Below are 23,419 nucleotides of genomic sequence, written 5' to 3' on the forward strand. Positions count from 1 at the left end.
GCCACCAGGGCTACCATGACAGCAGCCTGTTATACGATCCTGTCAGGCTTTCCCAAACCAAGGAGTAGTTGCATGCGACGCTGGAACGGCTGGGGCGACAGCGCCAATCATTACCCGTTGAAGGCCTCTGGCCTGACTTTTCTGCAATCCCGTCTTGGCACGGCGACTCCCTTGCCGGATGCGGAAATGGCAACGGTGTTGCAGGCGGTGCCCGCGTCGCGCATGCCTGACCACCCACTGATCCGCACCGATGCAGAAACCCGTATTCGTCATGCCCGTGGGCAAAGCCTGCCGGACTGGCTGGCCATGCGTTCCGGTGATTTCGGGCGTTTCCCGGACGGGGTCGCGATGCCGACCAAAAGCGCAGAGGTGAAGCGTCTGCTGGCCTGGGCCCAGGACAATGATGTGCTGGTGATTCCCTATGGCGGCGGCACCTCCGTGGCCGGGCATATCAATCCGCCAGCCAGCGACAAACCGGTGCTGACATTGTCACTGGCTGGCATGAACAAACTGCTCCACCTGGACAAGGAAAGTCAGATAGCCACCTTCGGGGCCGGTACCCCGGGACCGGAAGTAGAAAATCAGCTGCGCGAGCAGGGCTATATGCTGGGACATTTCCCGCAATCCTGGGAACTGTCTACGGTAGGCGGCTGGGTGGCCAGCCGCTCCAGCGGCCAGCAGTCCATGCGCTATGGGCGTATCGAACAGATGTTCGCCGGCGGGCGTATCGAAACGCCGAGAGGCACCCTGGATATCCCCACGATTCCGGCGTCTTCCGCCGGGCCGGATCTGCGGGAGATGATCATGGGCTCAGAAGGGCGCATGGGGGTGATCAGTGAGGTCAAGGTGCGCGTCACCCCCTTGCCGGAAACGGAAACCTTCCAGGTAGCATTCGCTCCGGACTGGGAAACGGCCAAGACGCTAGTGCGCAGCCTGACCCAGGCCAAGCTGCCGCTTTCCATGCTGCGGCTGTCCAATGCGGAAGAAACCCGCACCCATTTGATGCTCGCCGGCCATGAAAGGCTGGTGTCGGTACTGCACCGTTACCTGTCCCTTCGTGGCTGCCGGAATGAAAAATGCATGATCACTTTTGGGGTGACCGGTGAAAAGTCGCTGGTGCGCCATACCCTGGCCACGGTCAAAAAACGCATTCGTGCTGTCGGTGGCACAGTGGTGGGTGAGCTGCTGGGCAAGAAATGGGAAGAATCCCGTTTTCGTTCCCCTTATCTTCGTCATGGCCTGTGGGAGCATGGGTATGTGGTGGATACCTTTGAAACCGCAGTGGACTGGAACCAGGTTACCCCGGCCATGAATGCCATGGAGCAGGCGGTACGCGACAACGTGGGTGAGGGCGAAAAAGTGCATGTCTTTACCCATCTGTCACACCTTTATCCGCAGGGTTCCAGTATCTATACCACCTATGTGTTTCGCAGCTCGGACAGCTACCACAACACCTTGCAGCGCTGGCATGCCATGAAAGAGGCGGCCAGTGAGGCCATCGTGGCGCACGGGGGCACCATCAGCCATCAGCACGGGGTAGGGCGCGATCATGCACCCTGGCTCCACCACGAGAAAGGCGAGCAGGGTATCGCGGCACTGACCTCATTGGTGAAGCACTTTGATCCGCAGCAGCGACTGAACCCGGGCTGTTTGCTCGACGACACCCAGCCGCGTATTGAAAAGGAATCTTGATGTTAGGCAAACGCCACTCCCTGGACTCCCTCGCTGACGAAAACTGGGACCTTATTGTCATCGGTGGCGGTATCACCGGAGCCGGCGTGCTGCTGGAAGCGGCTCGCCGGGGGCATCGGGTTCTGCTGCTGGAGCAGACCGATTTCGCCTGGGGCACCTCCAGTCGTTCCTCCAAGATGGTGCACGGCGGGCTACGCTATATCGCCCAGGGGGACATTCGCTTGACCCGCCACTCCCTGCTTGAGCGAGAACGTCTGATTGAAGAGTTGCCGGGGCTGGTGGAGCGAGCCACTTATCTGTTTCCGCTACGAAAGGGAGTATTCCCCGGTCGGTTGCCCATGAAGGCAATTCTCTGGCTGTACGATTTTCTTGCCGGCATCCGTGATCACCGTTACCTGAACCGCGAGCAACTGCTGGAACGGGTGCCGGGGCTCAATAGCCAGTCGCTGACAGGCGCCATGAGCTATACCGATGCCCTCACCGATGACTGTCGCTTGGTGGTTCGGGTGATATTGGAGGCAGCCCGCCACGGTGGACTGGCACAGAATTACTGCCGGGTAGAGCAAACCGAACCCAGTGGTGAGGGTTACGCCGTCACAGTGACGGATCGAACCACCGAGCAGACCGCTACCCTTCGCGCACGACGGGTGATCAGTGCCACCGGCGCCTGGGCAGACCGCTTTTCCGGCAGCGATCCCCGCGTCCGCCCCCTGCGGGGCAGTCACCTGTTCGTGAATCCCGAACGTCTGCCGGTGAAGGATTGCCTCACTGTCATGCACCCGGACGATGGGCGCCCGGTGTTTGTGTTCCCCTGGGAGGGGGTGACCTGCGTGGGCACCACGGATCTGGATCATCCCCAGGATATGGATATCGAGGCAGCGGCCAGTGGTCAGGAAGTGGATTACCTGCTCCGTTTGATCAACAGCCAGTTTCCGAAGGTGGATCTCAATCGGGACGATATCTATTCCACCATCGCCGGAGTCCGTCCGGTCATTGCCTCAGGCAAGGGCATGGATCCTTCCAAGGAGCGCCGGGATCATGCGGTATGGGGCGAAAACGGTATCGTTACCGTAAGCGGTGGCAAGCTCACCACGTTTCGGCTGATTGCCCTGGATGCCTTGCTGGCCAGCGGACTGATCGACAGTGCCGCCCACAAGCGCGGTCAGAAAACCACAGAGCCCGGCTTTATTCCCATCAGTGATGCCCCACAAGCCGTGGATGCTTTTCTGCATGCAAATCAGGGGGACCCGGTCTTCATTCAGTGGATTCTGGACAACGAGGATGTGGTGCACCTGGATGATTTGATGCTGCGCCGTACCCGGCTGGGTCTGTTGCTGCCTGAAGCCGGCAAGGGACTGCTGGATAGCCTGCGACAACAGATTCAGTCCACCCTGGGCTGGGACGATGCGTACTGGGAAGAGGAGAGGAGACGCTATCTGGAAATTCATCAGCGCTACTATGGTGTGCCAGCCTCCCCAGCACAGCAGGCCGTAGGATGAACGCGCCGCTGCTGCTTGCTCTGGATCAGGGTACACAAAGTGCCCGGGCTATGCTGTTCGATGGCAACGGCGAGCTGATTGCCAAATACCAGCAACATATTGAGCCCTATCTTCCAGACCGCCCAGGCGAGGCCGAGCAGGACGTCAATTATTTTTGGGAACAACTGGGCCAAGCCTGTCAGGGGTTATGGCTGGAGCATGGCGAGCTGCGATCCCGGGTTGTGGCGGTGTCTCTGACCACTCAACGTGCCTCGGTGGTCTGCCTGGACAAGGCCATGCGCCCATTGCGCCCGGCGGTGATCTGGCTGGATCAGCGTCGTACCCCGAATTTTCCTCGCCTGCCTTGGTGGTATGCGGCGCCAGTGAACTTGCTCGGCCAGGGAGAAACCCTGCGCCAGTTTCAGGCCAAGGCGGAGTGCAACTGGCTGGCGGAGGATGAGCCCGAGATCTGGCAACGAACCGCCCATTTCCTGCTGCTGTCCGGCTACCTAAACTATCGGCTGACCGGTGAGCTTCGTGACTGTACTGCCTCTCAGGTTGGCTACATTCCTTTTGATTACAAAGGGCAGTGCTGGGCGCCGCCCCACGACCTGAAATGGAAAGCCCTGCGGGTAAACCGCGAGCAGCTCCCTGAGCTGGTCGCACCCGGCGAGACATTGGGCAAGGTCACCGCCGCCGCCAGCCGACATACCGGCATTCCCGTCGGCCTGCCGGTGATCGCCAGCGGGGCGGACAAGGCCTGCGAAGTGCTTGGCGCCGGTGCCTTCACGCCGGAAATCGGTAACCTCAGCTACGGCACCACAGCCACCTTCAATACCTGTAACGAACGCTACGTGGAGCCAATTCCGTTTGTCCCCGCCTACAGCGCGGCCGTGCCGGGGCGCTACAACTCGGAAGTCATCGTTCAGCGTGGCTACTGGATGGTGAACTGGTTCAAGCGCGAGTTCGCCCAACAGGAAGTGCAGCAGGCCGAAGAGTTGGGTGTCAGTGCGGAAACCCTGTTCGAGTCCTTCCTGCACGACTCGCCCCCCGGCGCCATGGGACTGGTGCTGCAGCCCTTCTGGAATCCCGGCGTGCGCATCCCCGGACCGGAGGCCAAGGGCGCCATCATCGGTTTTGGCGATGTACATACCCGGGCACACCTTTACCGGGCGATTATCGAAGGCATTGCCTATGCCCTTCGCGAGGGCAAGGAGCGCTTGGAGAAACGCAATCGGGTGCCAGTGCAATCCTTGCGGGTGTCTGGTGGTGGCTCACAGAGCGATGCCATCATGCAGATCACCGCGAACCTGTTTAACCTCCCGGCGGAACGCCCGCATACCTCTGAAACCTCCGGCCTGGGGGCGGCCATCAATGCCGCCGTTGCCATGGGGTTGCACCCGGATTACGCCAGCGCTGTCGCGGCGATGACACGCCCCGGAAAACGGTTTGAGCCAGATCCTGAGGTGGCCCGTCAGTACGATGCGCTATACCGCCAAGTCTACCGAAAAATGTACCCGCGGCTGTCCCCGCTGTACCGCTCCATCCGACAGATCACCGGTTATCCGTCGAGATAACACCGCATTGGTTTTACCACAGAAAGCTTGGCGATCACCGGCCATCATTTGCACCATAAGGCACGGGTCTCCCCTGCGCACCCAGGGTGTGGCTAACCCCGGTGTTTTTGCCTAGTCTGTGCGGGATCAAATGGGGCTTCGCATGACTTACCGCTTTTTCATTTCGCTGTTATTTTTCCTGTTGGCGCAGACCGTTAGCGCTGACAGCCTTACCCTCGCGACACTAAGAGCGGATCTTGGCAGTGGTTCTCTGCAACCGGTACTGGCCCGGCAGACGTTAGTACCGGTGCCCGACCGGGTTCTTGCTCGTTGGGTGCAGGATGTGGACATTGAGCAGTTCGCCATCACCGGATTCAACGAAAACCGGAAGCGTTTCGCGGCCCGTATCAGACTGCATTTTTCTGACGGTGGTGTGGGGTTTCTCCGCCTGGAGGGCGAACCTGGTGCCCGTTATCGTCTCACCGAGTGGTACGACTACAGCAGCGGTCTGCAATTGAGCGAACTGGTGTCCTATGGCGATCGGTTTCAAGCCGGGAGGGGGAAGGCATTCCTGACCATGTTGCAGGATAACCCCGGCTCGGCGGAACTTGCCGATCTGGCTGCAGGCCAGCCGGCACTGCTGGCATTATGGCTTGTGCAGTGTACCGGCCAGCCCTGTGAAGAGCAGGCCCTGGCGGCTCAGGCAGAAACGGGCAAACCGGCACTCTGGCAGCTGAAACACGCACTGATGGCGTCCGATCAGAATGCTTACCGGGAAATCAGCGGGCAATTGCACCTGGCGCTCGGAGATGATCCTTACCTCTGGTGGCTGGAAGGGCAGCTCGCTCTGAGTCATCAGCGTTGCGACTGGGCTCACAGTCCATTGCGGCAGGCCTGGCAACGGTACCCGGAGAACCGGTCCCTGGCTGATGTCGCCCTGCAGTGTCACCTGGTGATGTCGCAGCGAGGAACCGCCTTTCTGGATAAGCTGTCTGAAGAATTGGGTGCTGACGCCCTGGCCATGGCCATTCACCGTTATTACCAGCAGCAGGATGCGGCCATTCCCGCTATCTACCGACCCTGGACGCAACCGGGAGAGAAATGACCATGCGTGTTTCCGATCTGGCCCGCAAGGCGGGAACCACCACCGAGACGGTGCGGCATTACACCGACATTGCTCTGCTGAAACCGGAAAGAGATCCCAACAACGGCTATCGCCGTTACGGAAATACGGATTTACGGTTGTTGCACTTTGCCCTGAAAGCCCGCTCCCTGGGTTTTACGCTCGCTGATATTCAGGCCCTGGCGGGGGCTTCCCGGGAAGGGGAAACACCCTGCGGCCAGGTCCGGACTCTGATTGAAACGCGCCTGGAACAGGTAGAGACACAGATTGCCGAGCTGCAATCGCTCAGTCTGCGTATGCGCAGCGCCATGGAGCAGTGGCAGGGCAGCCCGGATTGTCGCCTGGATGATGGCCGGGTCTGTGGGTTGATCGATGCCTTCGTCGATGCCCCGGACCCGGCAGGGTAGGTCAGCTTTTCTTGTTGGCTTTTTCAGCGCCTTTACCCTTGTCCGAGGCAGCTTTCTCTGCAGCCGCTTCGGCCCGCGCCTCGGTGCGGGCTTCTTCCTTGGCCGCATCTTCCTTGATCAATCCCAGCACGTGCCAGCCTGCCTTGGGGGCAGGCTGGCTTTCCTCACTGAACACATAGATACGATCACGGGTATCGATGGCGAAAAGCGGCCACACCCGGCGGTGCGGGGTTTGCTGGTAGGCGTTGAAATCGAACTCTTCAGTGAGGCGGGTCTTGCGAATTTCCGCTCCCTGGCTCAGCAGGCTTGCCAGACGAGCATAGGTCATCTCCGCAGCGAACAGGGTGGCACCACGGTGTTCCGGCGCCACTTCATGCTTTACTTCCTTGTCACTTCTCTGGGTAGGCAGACTGAAAATATTGGGTTCCCCGAATTCCAGACGATAGCGCATAGTGGCCATGGTGTTCAGCTCACGCCGCGGGCTCAGCCCGAGCAATTTACCGTAGCCCACCAGGTCCATGTATTGGTCCGCATGCTGGGAAACCGGGTTGCCATAAAACGTGCTCAGGCCTTCCATGCGGGCTAGCCGAATGGATTCCCAGCTTGAGTCCGTCACCATGACCGGGAACTGGTTTTTCTGCAGGGCAGAACCAATCGCCCGGGCTACCGGGTTGGCTCCCACAATCAGGAACCCCCGTGGTGCTGGCTCTGCGACCTTCAGTAAACGGGCCAGAGGTCTGGCAGTGAGACTCTGCAAGGCCACGGTGCCGATGATGACCATGAACGTGAGAGGAACCAGCATTTCGGCTCCTTCCACACCATTTTGCAGCAACCGTTCGGCAAACAGGGCGGAAATGGCCGCGGCCACGATACCCCGCGGGGCAATCCAGGCGAGCAGGGATTTTTCCCGCCAGTTAAGGTTGGAGCCCAGTGTGGCGACCAGCACGGAAGCCGGGCGAGCGATCAGTTGAATAATCGCCAGCACCACCAGTGCCATCAAACCGAGTTGCTCGAGTTCCTGCATTTCCAGGCGTGCCGCCAGCACGATAAACAGCCCGGAGATCAGAATGACCGAGAGGTTCTCCTTGAAGTGGAGAATATCGTTGGTGCGAACCCCCTTGAGATTGGCCAGCACGATACCGGTGACGGTAACTGCGACCAGGCCGGATTCCTCGCTGAGCGCATTGGCCAGTACGAATTCGCCGATCACCAGCGACAGCACCAGGAAGCTGCGCAGATATTCTGGCACCAGATGCCGGCGCAGCAGCGCTGCCAGGCCCATGGCGACCACAGCGCCGATGGCTGCACCGACGGTGATAGTCTGGAAAAACAGCCACAGGGTATGCAGTAACGCACCTTCCTGCCCGCTGGCCACCACCAGCTCATAGGCCAGTACCGCAAAAATGGCACCCAGCGGATCGATGACGATGCCTTCCCAGCGGAGCAGGCGGGCCACACTGCTGACGGGGCGTACGCTACGCAGCAGCGGAACAATCACGGTTGGCCCGGTGACGACCACCAGGGCGCCAAACAGCAGGGCAAGGTCAAACGACAGCTTTAGAAACCACCAGGCAGACACGGCTACAATCGACCAGGTGACCAGCGCCCCCCATGTCACCAGGCGGCGAACGGTTTTCTCCAGGCCACGAATTTCATCGAAGCGCAGGGTCATGGCCCCTTCAAAGAGAATGATAGATACCGCCAGCGATACGCCGGGCAGCAGCAGATCACCCAGCAATTCTTTGGGTTGCAGTACCCCGGTCAGTGGCCCGAGTGCCAGGCCAGTCAGTAGCAGCGGAAGAATGGCGGGTAGCTTGATACGCCAGGAAATCCACTGACACAGGAAGGCCACAACGGTAATGATGGCCAATTGGTACGCAATCTCTAAATTCATGCAGTTTCCGTTTGGTAATGACGGGTGGCGGGGCAGAAAGTGTCAGCAGAACAAGCAGGGTCAGTCCCGGAAGGTTGGATCACGGGCACCGATGAGGACCGGTTCCGGTCCGTTGGTAGTGTTGTCATTGCGGTTACCCATTGCGTTTCTGGAATCCCCATGGGCAGGGGTGCTTTCATTAACCCGCCAAAGCGGCTAATGGTCACAGGACAACACGATGGCCGCAACCCGTTTTTCATAACAGGAAATGAATCAGGTTCATAAAATCACTGAAGCCCAGCGACACATGCGTTAACATCCCGCTCTCATTGCCTCACTGGACATTCCATGCAAGCGCAAATCTCTCCCCGTCGATTGGCGATTTTACTGGGCACCTTGGTCGCTCTGGGGCCTCTCGCCATTGATACCTATCTGCCGGCACTGTTGGCCATGTCCGAGCACTTTGCCGTGCCGATCCATGATGTGGAAATTTCCGTGAGTGTCTATGTGCTCGGTGTGGCACTGGGCCAGTGGCTGGGTGGCCCGTTGTCGGATCACTTTGGTCGCAAGCCGGTCGCTTACGTGGGGCTGCTGCTGTTTATTGCCGGCAGCTTGATCATTCCTTTCAGTAATGACATCCACATGCTCTACCTGCTGCGTTTCCTGCAAGCCATGGGTGGTGGTGCATCCGTGGTGATCGCCGCTGCCTCGGTACGGGACCATTTCACCGGCCAGCAGGCCGCCGGGGTGCTCACCAGTATTGGTCTGGTCATGCTGATTGCGCCGTTGGTGGCGCCGGCGGTGGGCGTGGCACTGCTCAATCTTGCCGGGTGGCAGAGCATTTTCTTCATGCTGGCCGGTTACGGGATGATGTTGATGCTGCTGGTTCGCTTCCCGCTGCCCACGGTCCCGCGACGGCAGGACAATGAGACGCTGTGGCACCGTTTGTTCAACGCCTATGGCCGAGTACTGCGCAATCGCCCAGCCATGGGTTTTATTCTTGCCAATGCGCTGGCATTTTCCGCCCTGTTTGTCTTCATTACCGATGCGGCCTTCCTCTACATGGATTATTTCGGCATCAGCCCCGACCGGTTTCCGCTCTATTTCGGTGCCAATGTGGTGACCATGCTCGGGCTCAACCGCCTGAATGTTGTGTTGCTACGCCGTTATGCCAGCGCCGACATCATGCGTGCAGGACTAATCTTGCAGGCCCTGGCCGGGGTGGCATTGCTGGGGCTGACACTGACAGACAATCTGGTTCTCTGGGCGGTGGTGCCATTGATCATGGTCACTGCGGGTATGGTGGCGTTGGTGATCCCCAACGGTATTGCCAGTTTCCTGAGCCTGTTCGACCGCGATAGCGGTGCGGCTACCGGCCTGAACGGCACGCTGCAATTTCTGCTGGCCGGGCTGATTGGCACGGTATTGGGAACCTGGCATGACGGCACGCCGGTGCCCATGACACTGTTGATGGCTGGCAGCAGCATGGCGGCGCTGGGGGCTTTTCTGTGGCTGAGGAAAGGGGTGAAAGGTTAGAAACGATACCTCTCGGCAACCACATCAACCGCAGGGTGTATTAACCTCAGGCGTAATCCGCAAAATCCACTGCAGCAGACTTCGAATCGCAGGAAGGTGGATTACGCCTTAGGCTAATCCACCCTACGAGGACGCGAACTTGTCTGCGTCAGACTTTCCCGCCACGGGAAGCTGGCCGCAACGGCGGGGCCAGCCGACCAGCAAAGCCGTCACCCCCCAGGGCAGCAGCAACCACAGGCTCAACGGCAACTCCCCGTCGAACAGTTTCTGGCCCAGTGGAAACAGCGCGGCAAAGTGAATCAGGTTGGCCAGCAGGGCGGCACCACCGATCAGGAACAGGGCCTGCAGGGCCGCAGTGCGTCGAAGCAGGCTCTGGCGGGCGCCGATGACGACCAGCAGCCGGTTGTCCTTGCGCATCTGGTCAGCGGTTGCCAGCAGGGCGGCAGCCAGTACCAGCAGGGCCGCCAGCATCAGCATCAGTCCCACAAAGAAAGCGGCTCGACTGGCCTGGGCGACGATGTCCTCCAGGGTGGCAAGGATGGCGTTCACGTCCAATAGACTGATCTGCGGAAACTGTTGCACCAGACTACCCAGTTCAGTGCTTTTCTCGGGGGCCAGATAAAAACTGGTGATCCAGGTGCGGCTCTGGGCATCCAGCGTGCCCGGGGAAAACATGAAATAGAAGTTAGGCGCAAAGCTTTCCCAGTCCACGTCTCGCAAGCCGACAATTTCCGCCTCGATGGGCGTGGACGACCCGGTAAAGGTCAGCTGGTCACCCAGCTTCAGCCCCAGTGACTCCGCCAGCTCACTTTCCACGGTGACTTCACCGGGCCGCTCGACCCAGCGGCCTTCCAGTAGCTCGTTGCTGTCAGGCAGGCTATCCGCCTCGGTGAGAGACAGATCCCGGTTCAATGCCCGATCGCCTTGGTCCTGCTCCTTGGTCACGGCATCACGCACCGGCTCGCCGTTAATGGCGGTAAGCCGGGCGCGAACCACGGGATAGAGAGGCTGGCTGTCGCTGTTGTGCCGTGTTAGCCAGTCATTGAAAGGCGCCAGATCCTGGTCAAACAGGTTGATGACAAAGTAGTTGGGTGCGTTTTCCGGCAGGGTAGAGCGCCAGTCGCTCAACAACTGCCTGCCGGTCTGGATCGACATGGACAATACCGCCAGCGATACCACCAGCGCCGCCAGCAGGGGGAGCGTGGTTGCCTTACGACGGCTCAGGCGACGCAGGGCCAGGCGGGCGGCCAGCGGCATCCTGCCGCTGGCACGGTCCAGTAGCGACACCAGTGGCCACAGCAGCAGCGGTAGCCCCACCGCGATGGCAAAGGTCAGTAGTAGCAAGGGCCACAGGCTGGTCAGTGAACCGCTCATGACGGCGGCCAGTGGGATCGGCGTGAGCAGGGCGATTAGCAGGGTCCAGCGCTGACGGCCGGGCTGGCTGTCACGCTGTTGCAGCAAGGCGGTGGCTGGCAGGCCCAGATGCGCCCACAGCGTCGGTGCAGCAAACCCCAGCCACAGTAGCACCGGGCCAAACAGGCCCAATACTGGAGCGGTAATGGGAAAGGCCATGCCTCCCCCCATCAGAGTGATCAGATACAGGCCCAGCGCACTGGCCAGGGCAATGCCGGCAAGTGTGGGGATCAGCAGGGCAAGGGCGTCGCCGCCCAGCAAGCGGCGGACAATGGCTGCCTGGCTGGCGCCCACGGTTTTCATCACGGCGCAGAGCGTTTGCTGGTGACGGGCACGGTGGCTCGAGGTCAGGTAGATAGCTGCCGCGCACAGCAACACCACCAGCATCACCGCCAATTGCGACCAGAGAAAAAGCTGCTCTACCGGCCCGCGACTGCGCAGCTCGGTATTGGCCACGGTTTCCAGTTCCTGGTCCGGACGCAGCCCCGGGGTCAGGCGACTCTCCAGCTGCTGGCGCGCGGCATCATCGGCAGCCACCAGTAGGTTATGACGGTAGCGACTGCCTTCACCGAGTATCCCGGCGCTTTGCAGATCATCAATATGGATCAGGGCCCGCGGGTTCATGCTGTAGAAACCGGCCTGTTGATCCGGTTCCTGGACGATGACTTTATCGATCAGCAGGCTGCGCTCGCCCAGGGTAATGAACTCGCCGGTCTGTAAACCCAGACGGTCCAGCCCGGTGCCGGCAATCCAGACATGGCCCTGTTGTGGACCATGGTCGACCGGATACGGATCCGCAAAGCGGCTGTCACTGATCTGGATCTCACCATAGAGCGGGAAGCCGGCAGATACCGCCCTGATGCTGGCGAGCAGGAAGCTGTCGTCATTCACCATCACGCTGGAAAATTTCACGCTTTCCGCGTGACGGGTTTCTGCCAGTTGCTGTCGTTGTGCCGGCTCTGGGAAGCGAGTGCCTTCCAGAATCAGGTCTGCACCCAGGGCAACGGCGGTCCGCTGGTTGAATCGTTGGTCCACGGTGTCGCGCAGAATCAGCATGGCGGTCATGGCAAAGGCTGCCACCAGCACCGCCAGTGCCTGAACGCGGAATGCGGGGGAACGCCAGGCCTTAAACACCAAGACGGCCCTCCACCAGGGACATGGCTCGGCTGCAACGCCGGGCCAGAGTCTGGTCATGGGTGACCAGTACCAGGGCGGTGCCCTGTTCCTGGTTCAGGGAAAACAGCAGGTCTGCCACATGCTCGCCATTGGCATAATCCAGGCTACCGGTGGGCTCATCGGCGAACAACAGGGAGGGCGACACCGCAAAGGCCCGGGCCAGCGCAACGCGTTGCTGTTCCCCGCCAGAAAGCTGCGCAGGGAAGTGATGGCAGCGCTTGCCCAGTCCGACCTGGTCGAGCCAATGGCGGGCAGTGTCCCGGGCTTTGCCACGGCCAAGGATTTCCAGCGGCAGCATCACGTTTTCCTGGGCGGTGAGATCAGCCACCAACTGGAAATGCTGGAACACAAACCCGCATTGCTCGCCACGCAGGCGGGCCCGTTGGTCTTCGCTGCCACTACTGAACGGCTTGTCTCCCAGCAGGACCTCGCCGCTGGTGGGCACATCCAGCCCGGCCAACAGGGACAGCAGGGTGGACTTGCCGGAACCTGACGGCCCGGTAATGGCCAGACTGTCACCGGCATTCACTTCCAGCGTGATATCCTGCAACAGATCCAGCCCGCCCTCTGGTCCCTGTACACGTTTGCCAAGGTTTCGGGCGCTTAATACGGGAGATTGTGTGTTCATGATTCGGCTTCTTTTAGTGGCAATTCTGACCATGGCGGCGCTGTCCGTGCAGGCCAGGGGCTTACTGGTTCTGGGCGATAGTATCAGTGCCGCCTACGGGATTGAAAAATCCGCAGGCTGGGTCGCCCTGCTGGAGAAAGAACTGGAACAGCGCTGCCGTGATTTCCCCGTGATCAATGCGTCGGTCAGCGGTGAAACCACCGCCGGCGGCAATAGCCGGCTGGTAGCATTGCTGGAAAAACATGCGCCGCAAATCTTGATCATCGAGCTGGGTGGTAATGATGGCCTGCGCGGTCTGTCCCCCATTGCCATGGGCAACAATCTGGCACAGATGATCGAGAAAAGCCGTGCGGCTGACGCCACACCGATATTACTCGGCATGCGTATTCCCCCCAATTACGGACCACAGTATACCCGTCTGTTCGAACAACAGTTCCGTCAGGTATCTGACGACAAACAGGTGCCGTTGTTCCCGTTTTTTCTGGAAGGCGTGGTGGAGCAGGGTTGGATGCAGAAAGATGGCATTCATCCCACCGCGGCAGCTCAGCCCCTGTTAAAGGCCCATGCCTCTTCCGTGCTTGAGCCTTTATTGCCGGAGCAGTGTGGTGAAGCCACTGGAGGTGACAGTGTTTGAATTGACGCCCCCCTGGCAGGACGTACTCAATTACTGGTTTGAGGATGGCCTGAGCCAGGAATGGCCACAGGCATCCGTGACCCGCAAATGGTTTCGCGCCAGTGCCGGTGATGATGCGGAGATTGAGCATCGCTTCGGCGTTTATGTGGAGGCGGCGATACAGCAGGAACTGGTGGACTGGGAGCGCCAGCCGCAGTCACGGCTGGCATTGATTCTGTTGCTGGACCAGTTCACCCGCCATATCTACCGTGGCCAGTCCCAGGCCTTTGCCGGCGATCACCGGGCGGCAACCCTGGCGGTCGAGGGTGTTTCCAGGCAGATGCACAGCAAACTGCCCCTGTGCGGCCAGGTGTTTTTCCTGATGCCACTGATGCATGCCGAAGATGAAGACCTGCAGGATCTCTGCCTGAACAGCATGACCGCCTTGCTGGAGCGCGCCCCGGATTCCTGTCGCAAGTCGGTACAAAGCAGTGTCGATGCAGCCAGGCAACATCGGGAGTTGATTCGCCGCTTCGGGCGTTTCCCACATCGCAATGCGGCTCTGGGTAGGGAAAGCACCGCCGAAGAACTCGCCTATCTGGAAAAAACAGGTAGCTTCGGGCAGTGACTGTAGGAGCTATGCTTGCATGGCGAACCATTGGCGCTTTTCAGATCAATCAGCGTCATCATGAGGGATGGCTCCCACGACAAGATCAGCTGCGGGGCTTCTTGCGGATATAGAGCGTCTTGTTGATTTTGGCCACTGTCTCGCCGTCATCGTTGACGATGATCACTGGCCAGCAAGGCAGGTATTTGTTGCCATCGGCAGTGTGCTGGTGGATCTCTTCCAGCATGGTATCAGTTAGTTGGAAGCGGGCATGGACCCGCCCGGTGCCAGGCTTGATGAAATCAATCTCGGCAGCCTTGTCCCAGACGATAAAATCCCGCCCCAGCACGTTCATGACCATGAGCATGTAGAACGGGTCCACCATGGAATAGAGGCTGCCACCAAAATGGGTGCCCACATAATTGCGGTTGTACCAGTGCAACCCCATGGACACCTTCAGCTCGCGAAAGTCTTCCGCCAGATAGTCCACCCGCACACCGGCGCCGAGATAGGGGCCGTAAAGATTCAGGAACCAGCGCAGTCCTCTCGGGGTGCGGGCAAAGCGGGTTAGCAGATTACTCACTGCCGGGCTCCAGCACGGCCAGGGCCTGGTGCAGGCGATTGCGCACGGGGACAGAGACCGGTTGATCGTGGTCCTTCAACAGGCGAGCCATTTCGTCCAGGGCGGCAAACTCTTGCTGCTTCATGGCCGAGGGCAGTTTCTCCAGTTGCCATTGAAGGCGGCGCTGTCGCTCGGCTTCCGGGCTGGGTACGCCGGCCAGTGCCTCGAAGGCAACCGCCAATGTCAGCGATTCGTCACCACATTCATTCACTTCAGAAAGACTTTCTACCGTCTGCTGCAGAGCTTGCCAGTGCTCCCATTCAGTCAGGCGGTCGAGCCTTTCACGGGCACGACGCCGAAGTTGCTGAGCCTGGCGACTCAGAGACTGGGGCAGGGCGGAGCTGTTGAATTGCTCAAGTGCGTGCAGCGCCTCTTTTAAAGCGTGGGCACCTTCCCTTGAAAAAGGCGCATCCAGGCAGCTTTCCAGTTGTGTGACTGCACCTTGCGCTTCCTGTGAGCGGGTTTCCTGTTCCGCCTTTCGCTCGGCATGCTGGCGATTGCGCTCGGCAAACAGGGCATCCATGGCCTTCTTGAATTTTTTCTGGCCGGCGCGATGCTGGGCCGGCGGTAACCAGGGGGTGTCGCGCCATTGCTTCTGTAATTGCTGCGCTTGCCGGGTGGCTTCGCCCACATCATTTAGCTCGGTCAGGTTTTTTGCCTGGGTGATCAGGGCCTGCCGAGAGGTTTCGGCGGCCTCGATATAGTCCTTCAGCCTTTCGTCCAGGCCGGACAGGATGGCGGAGAAGCGTTTCTGTACCTCACGAGCATGAGTAAAGCGCACCGGTTGAATCGCTTTCCAGTCTTTCGGTGCCTGTTGGCGGATTTGCCAGATGCCTTGCCAGTCGGCCTGGCTCCAGTCCTGCGCGTCAATAAATTGCTCGAGTTGCTCGCAAAGCTGGCGACGTTTTTCCAGATTGCTCTGGCGCAGCGCGTCCTGCTCGGCAAAATGGGCCTGGCAAGGCTCATAGGCTCGATCGGAGGCGGCCTTGAAGCGATCCCACAGTGCCTGATCCTCATCCTGATCGGAGCTCATCAAGGCGCGCCATTCATCGTGAAGCGCCTGGATGGCGGAAGCCAGTTGCGGGGCATCCATGCTGCTCTCGGCCAGAGCCTCCATGGATTCGCACAGCGACACCTTCTTCGGTTCGGCAGCAAAGCGGTGCCAGTCCTGCAGTTCGGCACGGCGGGCTTCCAGTTTTTTCAGCTGGCTGGCCAGAGCCGGATCACTTTGCTCGTCGATGATCGCCTGAGCCTTGTGCCAGAGACGGTTGGCATGGCGCAGATTGCCGTCGCGCAGCTCCCGCTTCAGTGCAACCAGCAGCCCCTGGTTGGGGCTCGGTGCGGGGCGAGCCCGGGCCGTTGATGGTTTTTCTTCGCGGGCAGGGGGGACGAGGGCAGTCAACAATGGTGGCTTGGGGTATCCCGTGGGCCACTCGGCCGCCAGGCTGTTCAGGCGAGCGGGATCATCGCGGGCTTCGAGAATATCGGCGGCCAGATTGAGCATGCGCTCGAAAGCACTGACCAGGTCCTCGAAGGCCAGTTTGTCATTGTCCGGCGCCGGGGCTTGCTCATTGGCGCTGTCCCAGCGACGCTTCTGGGTGGCAAGGGCAGAGCGCAACTCGCCCAACTGATCTTCCCAGGCCTGTGGGTCGCTCTGACTCAATAGTTGATACAGATTGTGGGCGGCCGCTTCGCGTTCTGCACGGGCGGTATCTGCCAGTGCTTGGCGGTGATTTTCCTCCTGTAGCGTCGCCAGTTGATGGCGGCATTGCTGGAGTGCCTGCTGAACCCGCTCGGCCAGGTCAGGTGTAGCCCGGTTGCTGCTGTCCTGCCATTGCTGTTCCAGCTGTTCCAGACGCGGGCCATAAAGGGCGTCAACGGAACGGCGAGCGTGCTGCTCCAGCCGGTCGGCCAGTTGCACGACTCGTGCGGACTCGGCCTCTTCCAGCTGAATTTTTTCTTGCAGGGCCTTGGCTTGTTCCCGGGCCAACCGGGTGACGCGTTTGTCGCGACCTTCGCGGCTCAGACGTTTCAGTAGAGAGAGACTGCGAAGCTGCTGGGCGGCTTCGAGGCGGAGGGTCTCTGTTCTGCTTTCCAGGGCCAGTTCAAACAACAGATTGTCATCATCAAGACGTTCAATGGCGGCCTGTTGGCACATCTCATCGGGGCTGTTGCGGGCAATAAAGCCCAGCGCCTCGCGATTGCCGGTGAGGCGTATCAGTCTCAATCGGGTTTCGCTGTTCGGGGCGCCATCCACGGTGCCGGCCAGCAGTGCCATGATGCGCATGGAGGCGGCTTCGCGGACCGAGGGCTCTTCGTCACGCTGGTGGATTTCGTCCAGCAGTGAAAAGTCCATAATTCTGCCGCTGGCGGCGGCTCGCACCAGAGAGTTGGAGTCGCCACGGGCAAGACGGGCGAGGGTGGCCTCGTCGTCAACGGGGGATAGTTGTTCCACGGCCTTGAGCCGCATGTCGGGATTGCTGTGCTGCCAGCGTGGTTTCAGAAATCGGCCAAACATATCAATTCTCAAAAAGGCGCCAGACGCTTGACGCTCGATGCCTGACGCTGAAGCGGGGTGCGTCAGGCGCCTGGTGTGGTACGTCCGGCGTTATTATTTTCCAGTAAGGCATCCTTTTCCGCCCAGAGGTCGCCAATCCATTGCTGGAATCGGGCGCGGAATTCCGGGTCCGATTCGTAGTCGCCTTCCGAGGCCCAGGCGGGGATCACGCGCTGTTGAACGATGACGTCAACTTCATTCATGGCGCCGCCGAGAAAAGCCAGCAGAGAGCGGGGTGCCTCCGGGGGGTAAATAATGGTCACATCAAGTAAATTTCGCAAATGTCCTGACATGGCATTAAGGGTAAAGGCTGCGCCACCGGCTTTGGGTTTAAGCAGGTGCTTGTAGGGAGATTGCTGCTTGGCATGCTTTTCTGCCTCGAAGCGAGTGCCTTCAAAAAAATTCATCACCGAGGTTGGGAAGTAGGCAAATTTCTCGCAAGCCTTGCGGGTGGTTTCCAGGTCCTTGCCTTTCAGGGATGGATTCTTTTCAAGCTCAGCCTTGCTGAAGCGCTTCATGAAAGGAAAGTCCAGGGCCCACCAGGCCAGACCGAGTAGCGGCACCTTTATCAATTCCTGCTTGAGGAAAAACTTCAGGAAGGGAATTCTGCGGTTGGAGATACGCTGCAGAACCAGAATATCCGCCCAGGACTGGTGGTTGCAGGTGACCAGATACCACTGATCACGATCCAGGGTGTCCATGCCGGTGATGTTCCACTTCACCTGACTGGTCAGGCCGATAATGGCGTTGTTGATGCCGATCCAGGTCTCAGCGATGAAGACCAGTATTTTCGACAATACCACCTGGGATTTTTCCCCGCGCAGCACCAGCCGAAGCAGGGCAAAAACGTAAAGCGGAAGGCAGAGAAGAAGGGTGTTAAGCAGGATGCCCACCAGGGCCAGTGCGCCACGAATCTTGTGCCAGATAGTCATAACTGTCGTCGTCAATAGCAGGGTAAACAGGCATGCTACCCAAAGCGCTTGGGCATGTCCCGTGTCCGTTTCGGTCATTTTTGCCGAAAATACAGGGCGTTGGGGTCCTGGATGCAGCAGAAAGGCCATGCCGGAATGGCATGGCCTTAGCTGGGATAATCAGTGAATGATCAGTTCGCCCAGCCACTATTGCGGCGGCGGCCTGAGCGTGAGCGCATGATCATGCCGGCCACCAGGCCGAGCAGCAGAATGCCGACCCCGGTAATCCATTGCTGGGAGGTGTTGTTGTTACGCAGCATCACGTTCTCGCCTTTCACTTGATCCAGCTCGGAACGGAGCAGGCTTAGCTCCTCATTCAGGCGTCGATTGGCCTGGTCCAGGCGGATTGGGTCAGAGGCCACGTCCTGCAGCTGTTCCAGCTCTTCACTACGGGAGCTCAGGGCATTCTTCAGTTCCGAGGACTGCTCGGAAAGTGCCTCATGCTCCCCTTTGAGCTCAGCCAGCTGAGTGCGCAATTTCGCCGCTTCCGCCTTGGCTTCTTCGCTTGCCTGATTGGCTCGCTCCAGCATGATTTCAGCGGTGGGGCTCTGGCTCAGGTACTGCTTGCCAATATAGCCTTCAATGTCTTTGTAGCGAATTTTTGCCCAGTCACCGTCGAAACCGAGAAACTCGATGCGGGTGCCGCTCTTGATGCCCCGGTGGAGAATGCGGCCAGCGGGGTTGGCAGATGAGCGAATCGGTACATAGATGCTGTCATCTACCCAGGCAGTGGAGGCGACAGCCGTATGGCTGGCTACCATTATTGCCAGGAAACAAACCAGTCTTGCGAGCATGGGGGTCTTTACTCCTTCGTGTCAGGCCGCGCAGTCTAGAGAAGTCATCAGGGTTGCGGCGCTACCATAATCACATTTCGTGCTGTGGGCCGTGGTGTCTTTGTAAAAAATGGCAATCTGTCCAGCTGAAGGTCAGGGCAGTACCTTCTTGAACGGTTTCACCGTCACGCCAGCGTAAACGCCGGCAGCAATGTAGGGATCGGCATCCGCCCATTGTTGAGCGGCTTCCAGCGAGGGGAATTCGGCGACGACCAATGAGCCGGTGAAGCCGGCTTCACCGGGATCGTTGCTGTCGATGGCCGGATGCGGGCCGGCCAGTATCAGCCGCCCCTGTTCTTTCAGGGCTTCCAGGCGGGCGAGATGGTCCGCCCGAGCCTCTTTACGCAAGGGAAGGGAGTTTGCCACGTCCTCACTGATAATCGCGTACAGCATGGTTTCGCTCTTTATTCAGGGTTAACGGTGGTGTGCGGCCATGATGTCTTCCAGCTTCAGCCCGGTCAGCTTGCCGATGCGGCGAAACAGAAAGACCATGGCAAGAATCAGCACAATCATGGAGGGCACGACAATAACCGGGTAGCTCAGGGCTGTCATCTTGCCCAACTCGGCATTGAACGCCTCGCTGCCCGGCGGGCTGGTCAGAATCACCTTGGCCAGAACGTAGTTGAGCACCGAAGACAGGAAAAAGGAGGCAGCCACCATCCAGGAGGCCTGTTTGAGGGTCAGCTCGAAGGCGCCGAGGTTGTTATTGTCTTCCAGTTTGGCTGCGATCTTGTCGGTATCCAGCACCTTGTCGTTATAGAGAAAGGTTTTTACCAGCGGCCAGCGGGTGCGCAGGGATACCACCGTTGCGATGCCCAGGAGGGCAGGAATGGCCGCCTCTTTCATGGCGATATACTTGGCGTCCAGCTCCATCAGGCTGATGCCGCCGGTAAGCAGAATGCTGACAACGCCGAGGCCGGAGAAGAAATTGGCCTTGCCGTTCTGCAGGAAATCCCGCAGGCCGTAGAGCAGGGGGAAGGCCAGCGCCACCACGATGGCCCACTTGGTGCCCAGCCAGTCATCCCCGGAGAGTTTGGCCAGGATCAGTGCGGGAATAGCGATATTGATCAGCAGATTGGCCAGCAGACTTTCCTGCTTCGGTGGCGTGGCGCTGGCTGGCTGGCTGTTCTGTTCCGGGGTGTTGCTTTCGCTCATTCGGGATTCCGTTTGATCAGTTTATGGCAGCCGGAGGGCGTTAAAGATGCCGGTGAAGGGCTCAAAAATGCTACCCTGCGCCTTGATTCCCGTCGTCGGCTTGCCGTAACAGGGCCGCATGACGAATTTGAGAGTCATTGCAGACACATCGAGCATCTTGAGAGGATCCGGCTATCTCCCGTAACCACACAATCGACCTGCACAGTCACAGTACGGCGTCCGACGGTATTCTAAGCCCTGCAGCGCTGGTGTCGAGGGCTGCGGACTACGGAGTGACCTGTCTGGCCCTGACGGACCACGATACCCTGGCCGGGTTGCCGGAGGCCCATGAGGCTGCCCGGCAGCACGATATCAGCCTGGTGAACGGTATCGAACTGTCCGTGCGCCACGAAAACCGCGAATACCATGTGCTGGGGCTGTGGCTGGATACCGATTGTGGGCAGTTGCAGGAAAGAGTTGCCGCCCAGCAAGAGGCACGAGTGAATCGTGCCCGGGAGATTGGCCGCCGTCTGGATCGTGCTGCGACCCTGGCCAACAGTTATGAGCGTACCTGTGAACTGGCGGGCACCGATGCGCCGGGCCGTCCTCTGTTTGCCCGGTTTCTTGAAGAAGCGGGCAGGGTGCGCAACCACCGACACGCCTTCAACCGTTACCTGAAGCAGGGCCAATCCGCTTTTGTGGCGACACCCTGGTGCACCCTGGAAGAGGCCATTGCCGATATTCATGCCGCCGGTGGCACCGCGGTGCTGGCCCATCCGCAGGCCTACGGCATGACGCGCAAAAAACTGCGCCAGTTTCTTGCCAGTTTCAAGGAGGCCGGCGGCGACGGCCTGGAAGTGGCCATGCCCGGGCTCTCCCCGCAACAGACCGCGTTGCTGGATGAATGCTGGCAACACTTTGATCTGCAGGTGTCCGCCGGTTCGGATTTTCATTCGCCAGAGCAGAAATGGCTGGCACTGGGGCGATTGCCGCCGGTGCCGAACGGCGCCAGGCCTGTGTGGGAAGGGCGGCTAACTAGTTGACAATTGACAGTGGACAGTTGACAACTAAAACAATGGGTTGCGGCAATGTTTTGACGTTAGCTGTCAACTGTCAATTATCAACTACCAACTGAAGTTATGACCGAAATTCTCTACATCCATCCCGAAACGCCTCAGCCGCGGCTTATCCGCCAGGCGGTAGACGTTATTCGTAACGGCGGGCTGATTGCCTACCCGACGGATACCACCTACGCGCTGGGCTGCGGTATCGGCGAAAAGAATGCGCTGGATCGGCTGATCCGCCTGCGGCAGCTGGACAAGAAGCACCAGTTCACTCTGCTTTGCCATGATCTGTCTGCGCTGGCCATCTATGCCAAGGTGGAAAATCCGGATTATCGCCTGCTCAAGGCCCACACCCCGGGCCCCTATACCTTCATCCTCAAGGGCACCACCGAGGTGCCGCGGCGTTTGATGGACCCGAAAAAGCGCAATATCGGTATTCGCGTGCCAGATCATGCCATCTGCCAAGCGCTGTTGGCCGAGCATGGCGAGCCGATCATGACGTCTACCTGCCATCTGCCCAACGACGAGTTCCCGCTCACTGATCCCCAGGATGTCCGCGACTTCCTGCAAGGGCAGGTGGATCTGGTCATTGATGGCGGTTTCTGTGGCGTAATGGAAACGACCGTGATTTCCATGGCTGACGGTGATGGCCCCGAAGTGGTGCGGGAAGGGGCCGGCCCTGTGGACAGTATTTTCTGAATCTTGCCCTGGCTGACTATGTTTTACCCAGAGTGCCGCAAAGGGGCTGCTTGCCACTGTCCCTGATACCCCGGTTCACCGTATAATCGCGGGCTTTCCCCCGCGTGATGCCTGTCGCATTGCGCGGCTGATCGGGTTTAGTGCGCTCCCGCCTGTGAGCGAGACACAGCGGCGTGCTGATATAACCCAAACAAGATTCTAAGGAGTAGGCTTTGAGTTCCGTGGTTCCTTCCCAGCGAGTTGTTTCCGGCATGCGCGCCACTGGCCGCCTGCATCTGGGTCATTACCATGGCGTGCTGAAAAACTGGGCGCGTCTGCAGCACGAATATGAATGCTTTTTCTTCGTGGCAGACTGGCACGGGCTCACCACCGAATACGAAAACCCGCACAAGATCGAACAGCACGTCTGGGACCTGGTGATCGACTGGCTGGCCGCCGGGGTCAACCCGGGTTCTGCCACGCTGTTCATTCAGAGCCAGGTGCCGGAGCACGCGGAACTGCATCTGCTGCTGTCCATGATGACTCCGCTGTCCTGGCTGGAACGGGTGCCCACCTATAAGGACCAGCAGGAAAAGCTGCGCGAAAAGGATCTCAGTACCTATGGGTTTCTGGGCTATCCGCTGCTGCAATCCGCAGACATCCTCGCCTACCGGGCCGGCCAGGTGCCGGTGGGGGCCGATCAGGTCGCTCACGTGGAGCTGACCCGGGAAGTGGCCCGTCGCTTCAATCACCTCTATGGCCGTGAGCCGGGCTTCGAGGAAGCCGTGGATGCAGCCATCAAGAAAATGGGCAAGAAGCAGTCGAAGGTATACCTCAATCATCGCCGCCAGTATCAGGAACAGGGCGATGAAGCCTCCCTGGAGACTGCGCGTGCCCTGGTGGAAAGCCAGCAGAATATCACTCTGGGTGACAAGGAGCGCTTGATGGGTGACCTGGAGGGCGGCGGCAAGGTAATCCTGCCCGAACCCCAGGCACTGCTGACACCGGCCTCCAAAATGCCGGGGCTGGATGGGCAGAAAATGTCCAAGTCCTACGGCAACTTCATCACCATGCGTGAGGAAGAGGCGGATATCGACAGCAAGATTCGCCGTATGCCCACCGATCCTGCACGGGTTCGCCGGACCGATCCAGGTAACCCGGATAACTGCCCGGTATGGCAGTTCCACATGGTTTATTCCGATGACAACACCCGCCAGTGGGTGCAAGAAGGTTGCACCAGTGCCGGCATCGGTTGTCTGGATTGCAAGAAACCTATCATCGAGGCCGTGCAGGAAGAGCTTGAGCCGATCCGCAAGCGTGCGGAGGAGCATCTTCGCAATCCGGATCTGGTCCGCACCCTGGTCGCTGAGGGTTGTGAGGAAGCCCGCGAGGCTGCCCGCGCCACCCTGGAAGAAGTCCGCGCCGCTATGGGGCTCAATTACCGCTGAGGCGCACTAG

Annotated in this window: 20 protein-coding genes; 11 read left to right on the forward strand and 9 right to left on the reverse strand. The window is 59.6% G+C overall.

Annotated features, from left to right (window positions below; translation table 11 throughout):
• Positions 1 to 72: 72 nt before the first annotated feature.
• The 5 genes from T9A_RS01040 to T9A_RS01060 all read left to right on the forward strand — a co-directional run bounded on the left by T9A_RS01040 (position 73) and on the right by T9A_RS01060 (position 6,256).
• Positions 73 to 1,692: an FAD-binding oxidoreductase gene (locus T9A_RS01040; protein ID WP_035244361.1), complete on the forward strand. Its 1,620-nt coding sequence runs from the start codon at positions 73 to 75 to the stop codon at positions 1,690 to 1,692.
• Entirely contained in the window at positions 1,692 to 3,191 is a 1,500-nt protein-coding gene (locus tag T9A_RS01045; protein ID WP_035244363.1) for a glycerol-3-phosphate dehydrogenase/oxidase, read from the forward strand. Before T9A_RS01040 ends, T9A_RS01045 begins: the two co-directional genes overlap by 1 nt.
• A complete protein-coding gene (locus T9A_RS01050) occupies positions 3,188 to 4,747 on the forward strand; it encodes an FGGY-family carbohydrate kinase (RefSeq protein WP_035244364.1) in 1,560 nt (519 codons plus the stop codon). Before T9A_RS01045 ends, T9A_RS01050 begins: the two co-directional genes overlap by 4 nt.
• Before the next feature lie 142 nt (positions 4,748 to 4,889).
• A complete protein-coding gene (locus T9A_RS01055) occupies positions 4,890 to 5,831 on the forward strand; it encodes a hypothetical protein (protein ID WP_052042411.1) in 942 nt (313 codons plus the stop codon).
• Entirely contained in the window at positions 5,828 to 6,256 is a 429-nt protein-coding gene (locus T9A_RS01060; protein WP_232221948.1) for a MerR family transcriptional regulator, read from the forward strand. The genes T9A_RS01055 and T9A_RS01060 overlap by 4 nt, the downstream gene beginning before the upstream one ends.
• Position 6,257: 1 nt before the next feature.
• Here T9A_RS01060 and T9A_RS01065 read toward each other — a convergent pair whose 3' ends face one another.
• Positions 6,258 to 8,150, reverse strand: coding sequence for a cation:proton antiporter (locus tag T9A_RS01065; RefSeq protein ID WP_035244365.1), 1,893 nt, complete (start codon positions 8,148 to 8,150; stop codon positions 6,258 to 6,260).
• Positions 8,151 to 8,477: 327 nt separating this feature from the next.
• Between T9A_RS01065 and T9A_RS01070 the strand changes: the two genes are divergently transcribed.
• Positions 8,478 to 9,665 (forward strand): multidrug effflux MFS transporter, encoded by a 1,188-nt coding sequence (locus tag T9A_RS01070; RefSeq protein WP_035244366.1) that lies wholly within the window; start codon positions 8,478 to 8,480, stop codon positions 9,663 to 9,665.
• A gap of 123 nt (positions 9,666 to 9,788) precedes the next feature.
• On the opposite strand, the gene T9A_RS01075 is transcribed toward T9A_RS01070, so the two are convergent.
• Positions 9,789 to 12,212 (reverse strand): ABC transporter permease, encoded by a 2,424-nt coding sequence (locus T9A_RS01075; protein WP_232221949.1) that lies wholly within the window; start codon positions 12,210 to 12,212, stop codon positions 9,789 to 9,791.
• Positions 12,205 to 12,882, reverse strand: coding sequence for an ABC transporter ATP-binding protein (locus tag T9A_RS01080; protein WP_035244367.1), 678 nt, complete (start codon positions 12,880 to 12,882; stop codon positions 12,205 to 12,207). The genes T9A_RS01075 and T9A_RS01080 overlap by 8 nt, the downstream gene beginning before the upstream one ends.
• On the opposite strand from T9A_RS01080, the gene T9A_RS01085 reads away from it, so the two are divergent.
• Complete coding sequence (locus tag T9A_RS01085) at positions 12,881 to 13,516, forward strand: arylesterase (protein ID WP_035244368.1); 636 nt, start codon at positions 12,881 to 12,883, stop codon at positions 13,514 to 13,516. The two genes, T9A_RS01080 and T9A_RS01085, sit on opposite strands and share 2 nt — an antisense overlap.
• Complete coding sequence (locus T9A_RS01090; RefSeq protein ID WP_035244369.1) at positions 13,509 to 14,123, forward strand: DUF924 family protein; 615 nt, start codon at positions 13,509 to 13,511, stop codon at positions 14,121 to 14,123. The genes T9A_RS01085 and T9A_RS01090 overlap by 8 nt, the downstream gene beginning before the upstream one ends.
• A gap of 85 nt (positions 14,124 to 14,208) precedes the next feature.
• Here the strand turns inward: T9A_RS01090 and T9A_RS01095 are convergent, their stop codons facing one another.
• The 6 genes from T9A_RS01095 to T9A_RS01120 form a co-directional block, all read right to left on the reverse strand.
• On the reverse strand, positions 14,209 to 14,685 hold the full coding sequence (locus T9A_RS01095; protein ID WP_052042412.1) for a DUF4442 domain-containing protein: 477 nt from the start codon (positions 14,683 to 14,685) through the stop codon (positions 14,209 to 14,211).
• Entirely contained in the window at positions 14,678 to 17,242 is a 2,565-nt protein-coding gene (locus tag T9A_RS01100; protein ID WP_035244370.1) for a DUF349 domain-containing protein, read from the reverse strand. The genes T9A_RS01095 and T9A_RS01100 overlap by 8 nt, the downstream gene beginning before the upstream one ends.
• Before the next feature lie 62 nt (positions 17,243 to 17,304).
• On the reverse strand, positions 17,305 to 18,213 hold the full coding sequence (locus tag T9A_RS01105) for a 1-acylglycerol-3-phosphate O-acyltransferase, YihG family (protein WP_035244371.1): 909 nt from the start codon (positions 18,211 to 18,213) through the stop codon (positions 17,305 to 17,307).
• 170 nt (positions 18,214 to 18,383) lie between these two features.
• A complete protein-coding gene (locus T9A_RS01110) occupies positions 18,384 to 19,046 on the reverse strand; it encodes a TIGR04211 family SH3 domain-containing protein (protein WP_035244372.1) in 663 nt (220 codons plus the stop codon).
• A 132-nt stretch (positions 19,047 to 19,178) separates the two neighbouring features.
• Positions 19,179 to 19,478, reverse strand: a complete 300-nt coding sequence (locus T9A_RS01115; protein WP_035244373.1) for a YciI family protein — start codon at positions 19,476 to 19,478, stop codon at positions 19,179 to 19,181.
• A 21-nt stretch (positions 19,479 to 19,499) separates the two neighbouring features.
• Positions 19,500 to 20,240, reverse strand: coding sequence for a VC0807 family protein (locus tag T9A_RS01120; protein WP_052042413.1), 741 nt, complete (start codon positions 20,238 to 20,240; stop codon positions 19,500 to 19,502).
• A 197-nt stretch (positions 20,241 to 20,437) separates the two neighbouring features.
• Between T9A_RS01120 and T9A_RS01125 the strand changes: the two genes are divergently transcribed.
• The 3 genes from T9A_RS01125 to T9A_RS01135 all read left to right on the forward strand — a co-directional run bounded on the left by T9A_RS01125 (position 20,438) and on the right by T9A_RS01135 (position 23,409).
• On the forward strand, positions 20,438 to 21,262 hold the full coding sequence (locus tag T9A_RS01125) for a PHP domain-containing protein (RefSeq protein WP_269529904.1): 825 nt from the start codon (positions 20,438 to 20,440) through the stop codon (positions 21,260 to 21,262).
• A 96-nt stretch (positions 21,263 to 21,358) separates the two neighbouring features.
• Positions 21,359 to 21,982 (forward strand): L-threonylcarbamoyladenylate synthase, encoded by a 624-nt coding sequence (locus T9A_RS01130; protein WP_035244377.1) that lies wholly within the window; start codon positions 21,359 to 21,361, stop codon positions 21,980 to 21,982.
• A gap of 212 nt (positions 21,983 to 22,194) precedes the next feature.
• Positions 22,195 to 23,409 carry a tryptophan--tRNA ligase gene (locus T9A_RS01135; protein ID WP_084573351.1) on the forward strand — a complete coding sequence of 405 codons (1,215 nt, stop codon included), beginning with the start codon at positions 22,195 to 22,197 and terminating at the stop codon, positions 23,407 to 23,409.
• Positions 23,410 to 23,419: the final 10 nt, after the last annotated feature.

The sequence above is a fragment of the Alcanivorax jadensis T9 genome (assembly GCF_000756655.1).
GTDB classification, from domain to species: domain Bacteria; phylum Pseudomonadota; class Gammaproteobacteria; order Pseudomonadales; family Alcanivoracaceae; genus Alcanivorax; species Alcanivorax jadensis.

What these genes read in the sequence shown, in the direction of transcription:
- T9A_RS01045 (WP_035244363.1), top strand. Translation starts at nt 1,692, where the DNA reads ATGTTAGGCAAACGCCACTCCCTGGACTCCCTCGCTGACGAAAACTGG.
- T9A_RS01105 (WP_035244371.1), bottom strand. Translation starts at nt 18,213, where the DNA reads ATGACTATCTGGCACAAGATTCGTGGCGCACTGGCCCTGGTGGGCATC.
- T9A_RS01080 (WP_035244367.1), bottom strand. Translation starts at nt 12,882, where the DNA reads ATGAACACACAATCTCCCGTATTAAGCGCCCGAAACCTTGGCAAACGT.
- T9A_RS01060 (WP_232221948.1), top strand. Translation starts at nt 5,828, where the DNA reads ATGACCATGCGTGTTTCCGATCTGGCCCGCAAGGCGGGAACCACCACC.
- T9A_RS01120 (WP_052042413.1), bottom strand. Translation starts at nt 20,240, where the DNA reads ATGAGCGAAAGCAACACCCCGGAACAGAACAGCCAGCCAGCCAGCGCC.
- T9A_RS01085 (WP_035244368.1), top strand. Translation starts at nt 12,881, where the DNA reads ATGATTCGGCTTCTTTTAGTGGCAATTCTGACCATGGCGGCGCTGTCC.
- T9A_RS01050 (WP_035244364.1), top strand. Translation starts at nt 3,188, where the DNA reads ATGAACGCGCCGCTGCTGCTTGCTCTGGATCAGGGTACACAAAGTGCC.
- T9A_RS01100 (WP_035244370.1), bottom strand. Translation starts at nt 17,242, where the DNA reads ATGTTTGGCCGATTTCTGAAACCACGCTGGCAGCACAGCAATCCCGAC.
- T9A_RS01065 (WP_035244365.1), bottom strand. Translation starts at nt 8,150, where the DNA reads ATGAATTTAGAGATTGCGTACCAATTGGCCATCATTACCGTTGTGGCC.
- T9A_RS01115 (WP_035244373.1), bottom strand. Translation starts at nt 19,478, where the DNA reads ATGCTGTACGCGATTATCAGTGAGGACGTGGCAAACTCCCTTCCCTTG.
- T9A_RS01040 (WP_035244361.1), top strand. Translation starts at nt 73, where the DNA reads ATGCGACGCTGGAACGGCTGGGGCGACAGCGCCAATCATTACCCGTTG.
- T9A_RS01130 (WP_035244377.1), top strand. Translation starts at nt 21,359, where the DNA reads ATGACCGAAATTCTCTACATCCATCCCGAAACGCCTCAGCCGCGGCTT.
- T9A_RS01055 (WP_052042411.1), top strand. Translation starts at nt 4,890, where the DNA reads ATGACTTACCGCTTTTTCATTTCGCTGTTATTTTTCCTGTTGGCGCAG.
- T9A_RS01110 (WP_035244372.1), bottom strand. Translation starts at nt 19,046, where the DNA reads ATGCTCGCAAGACTGGTTTGTTTCCTGGCAATAATGGTAGCCAGCCAT.
- T9A_RS01070 (WP_035244366.1), top strand. Translation starts at nt 8,478, where the DNA reads ATGCAAGCGCAAATCTCTCCCCGTCGATTGGCGATTTTACTGGGCACC.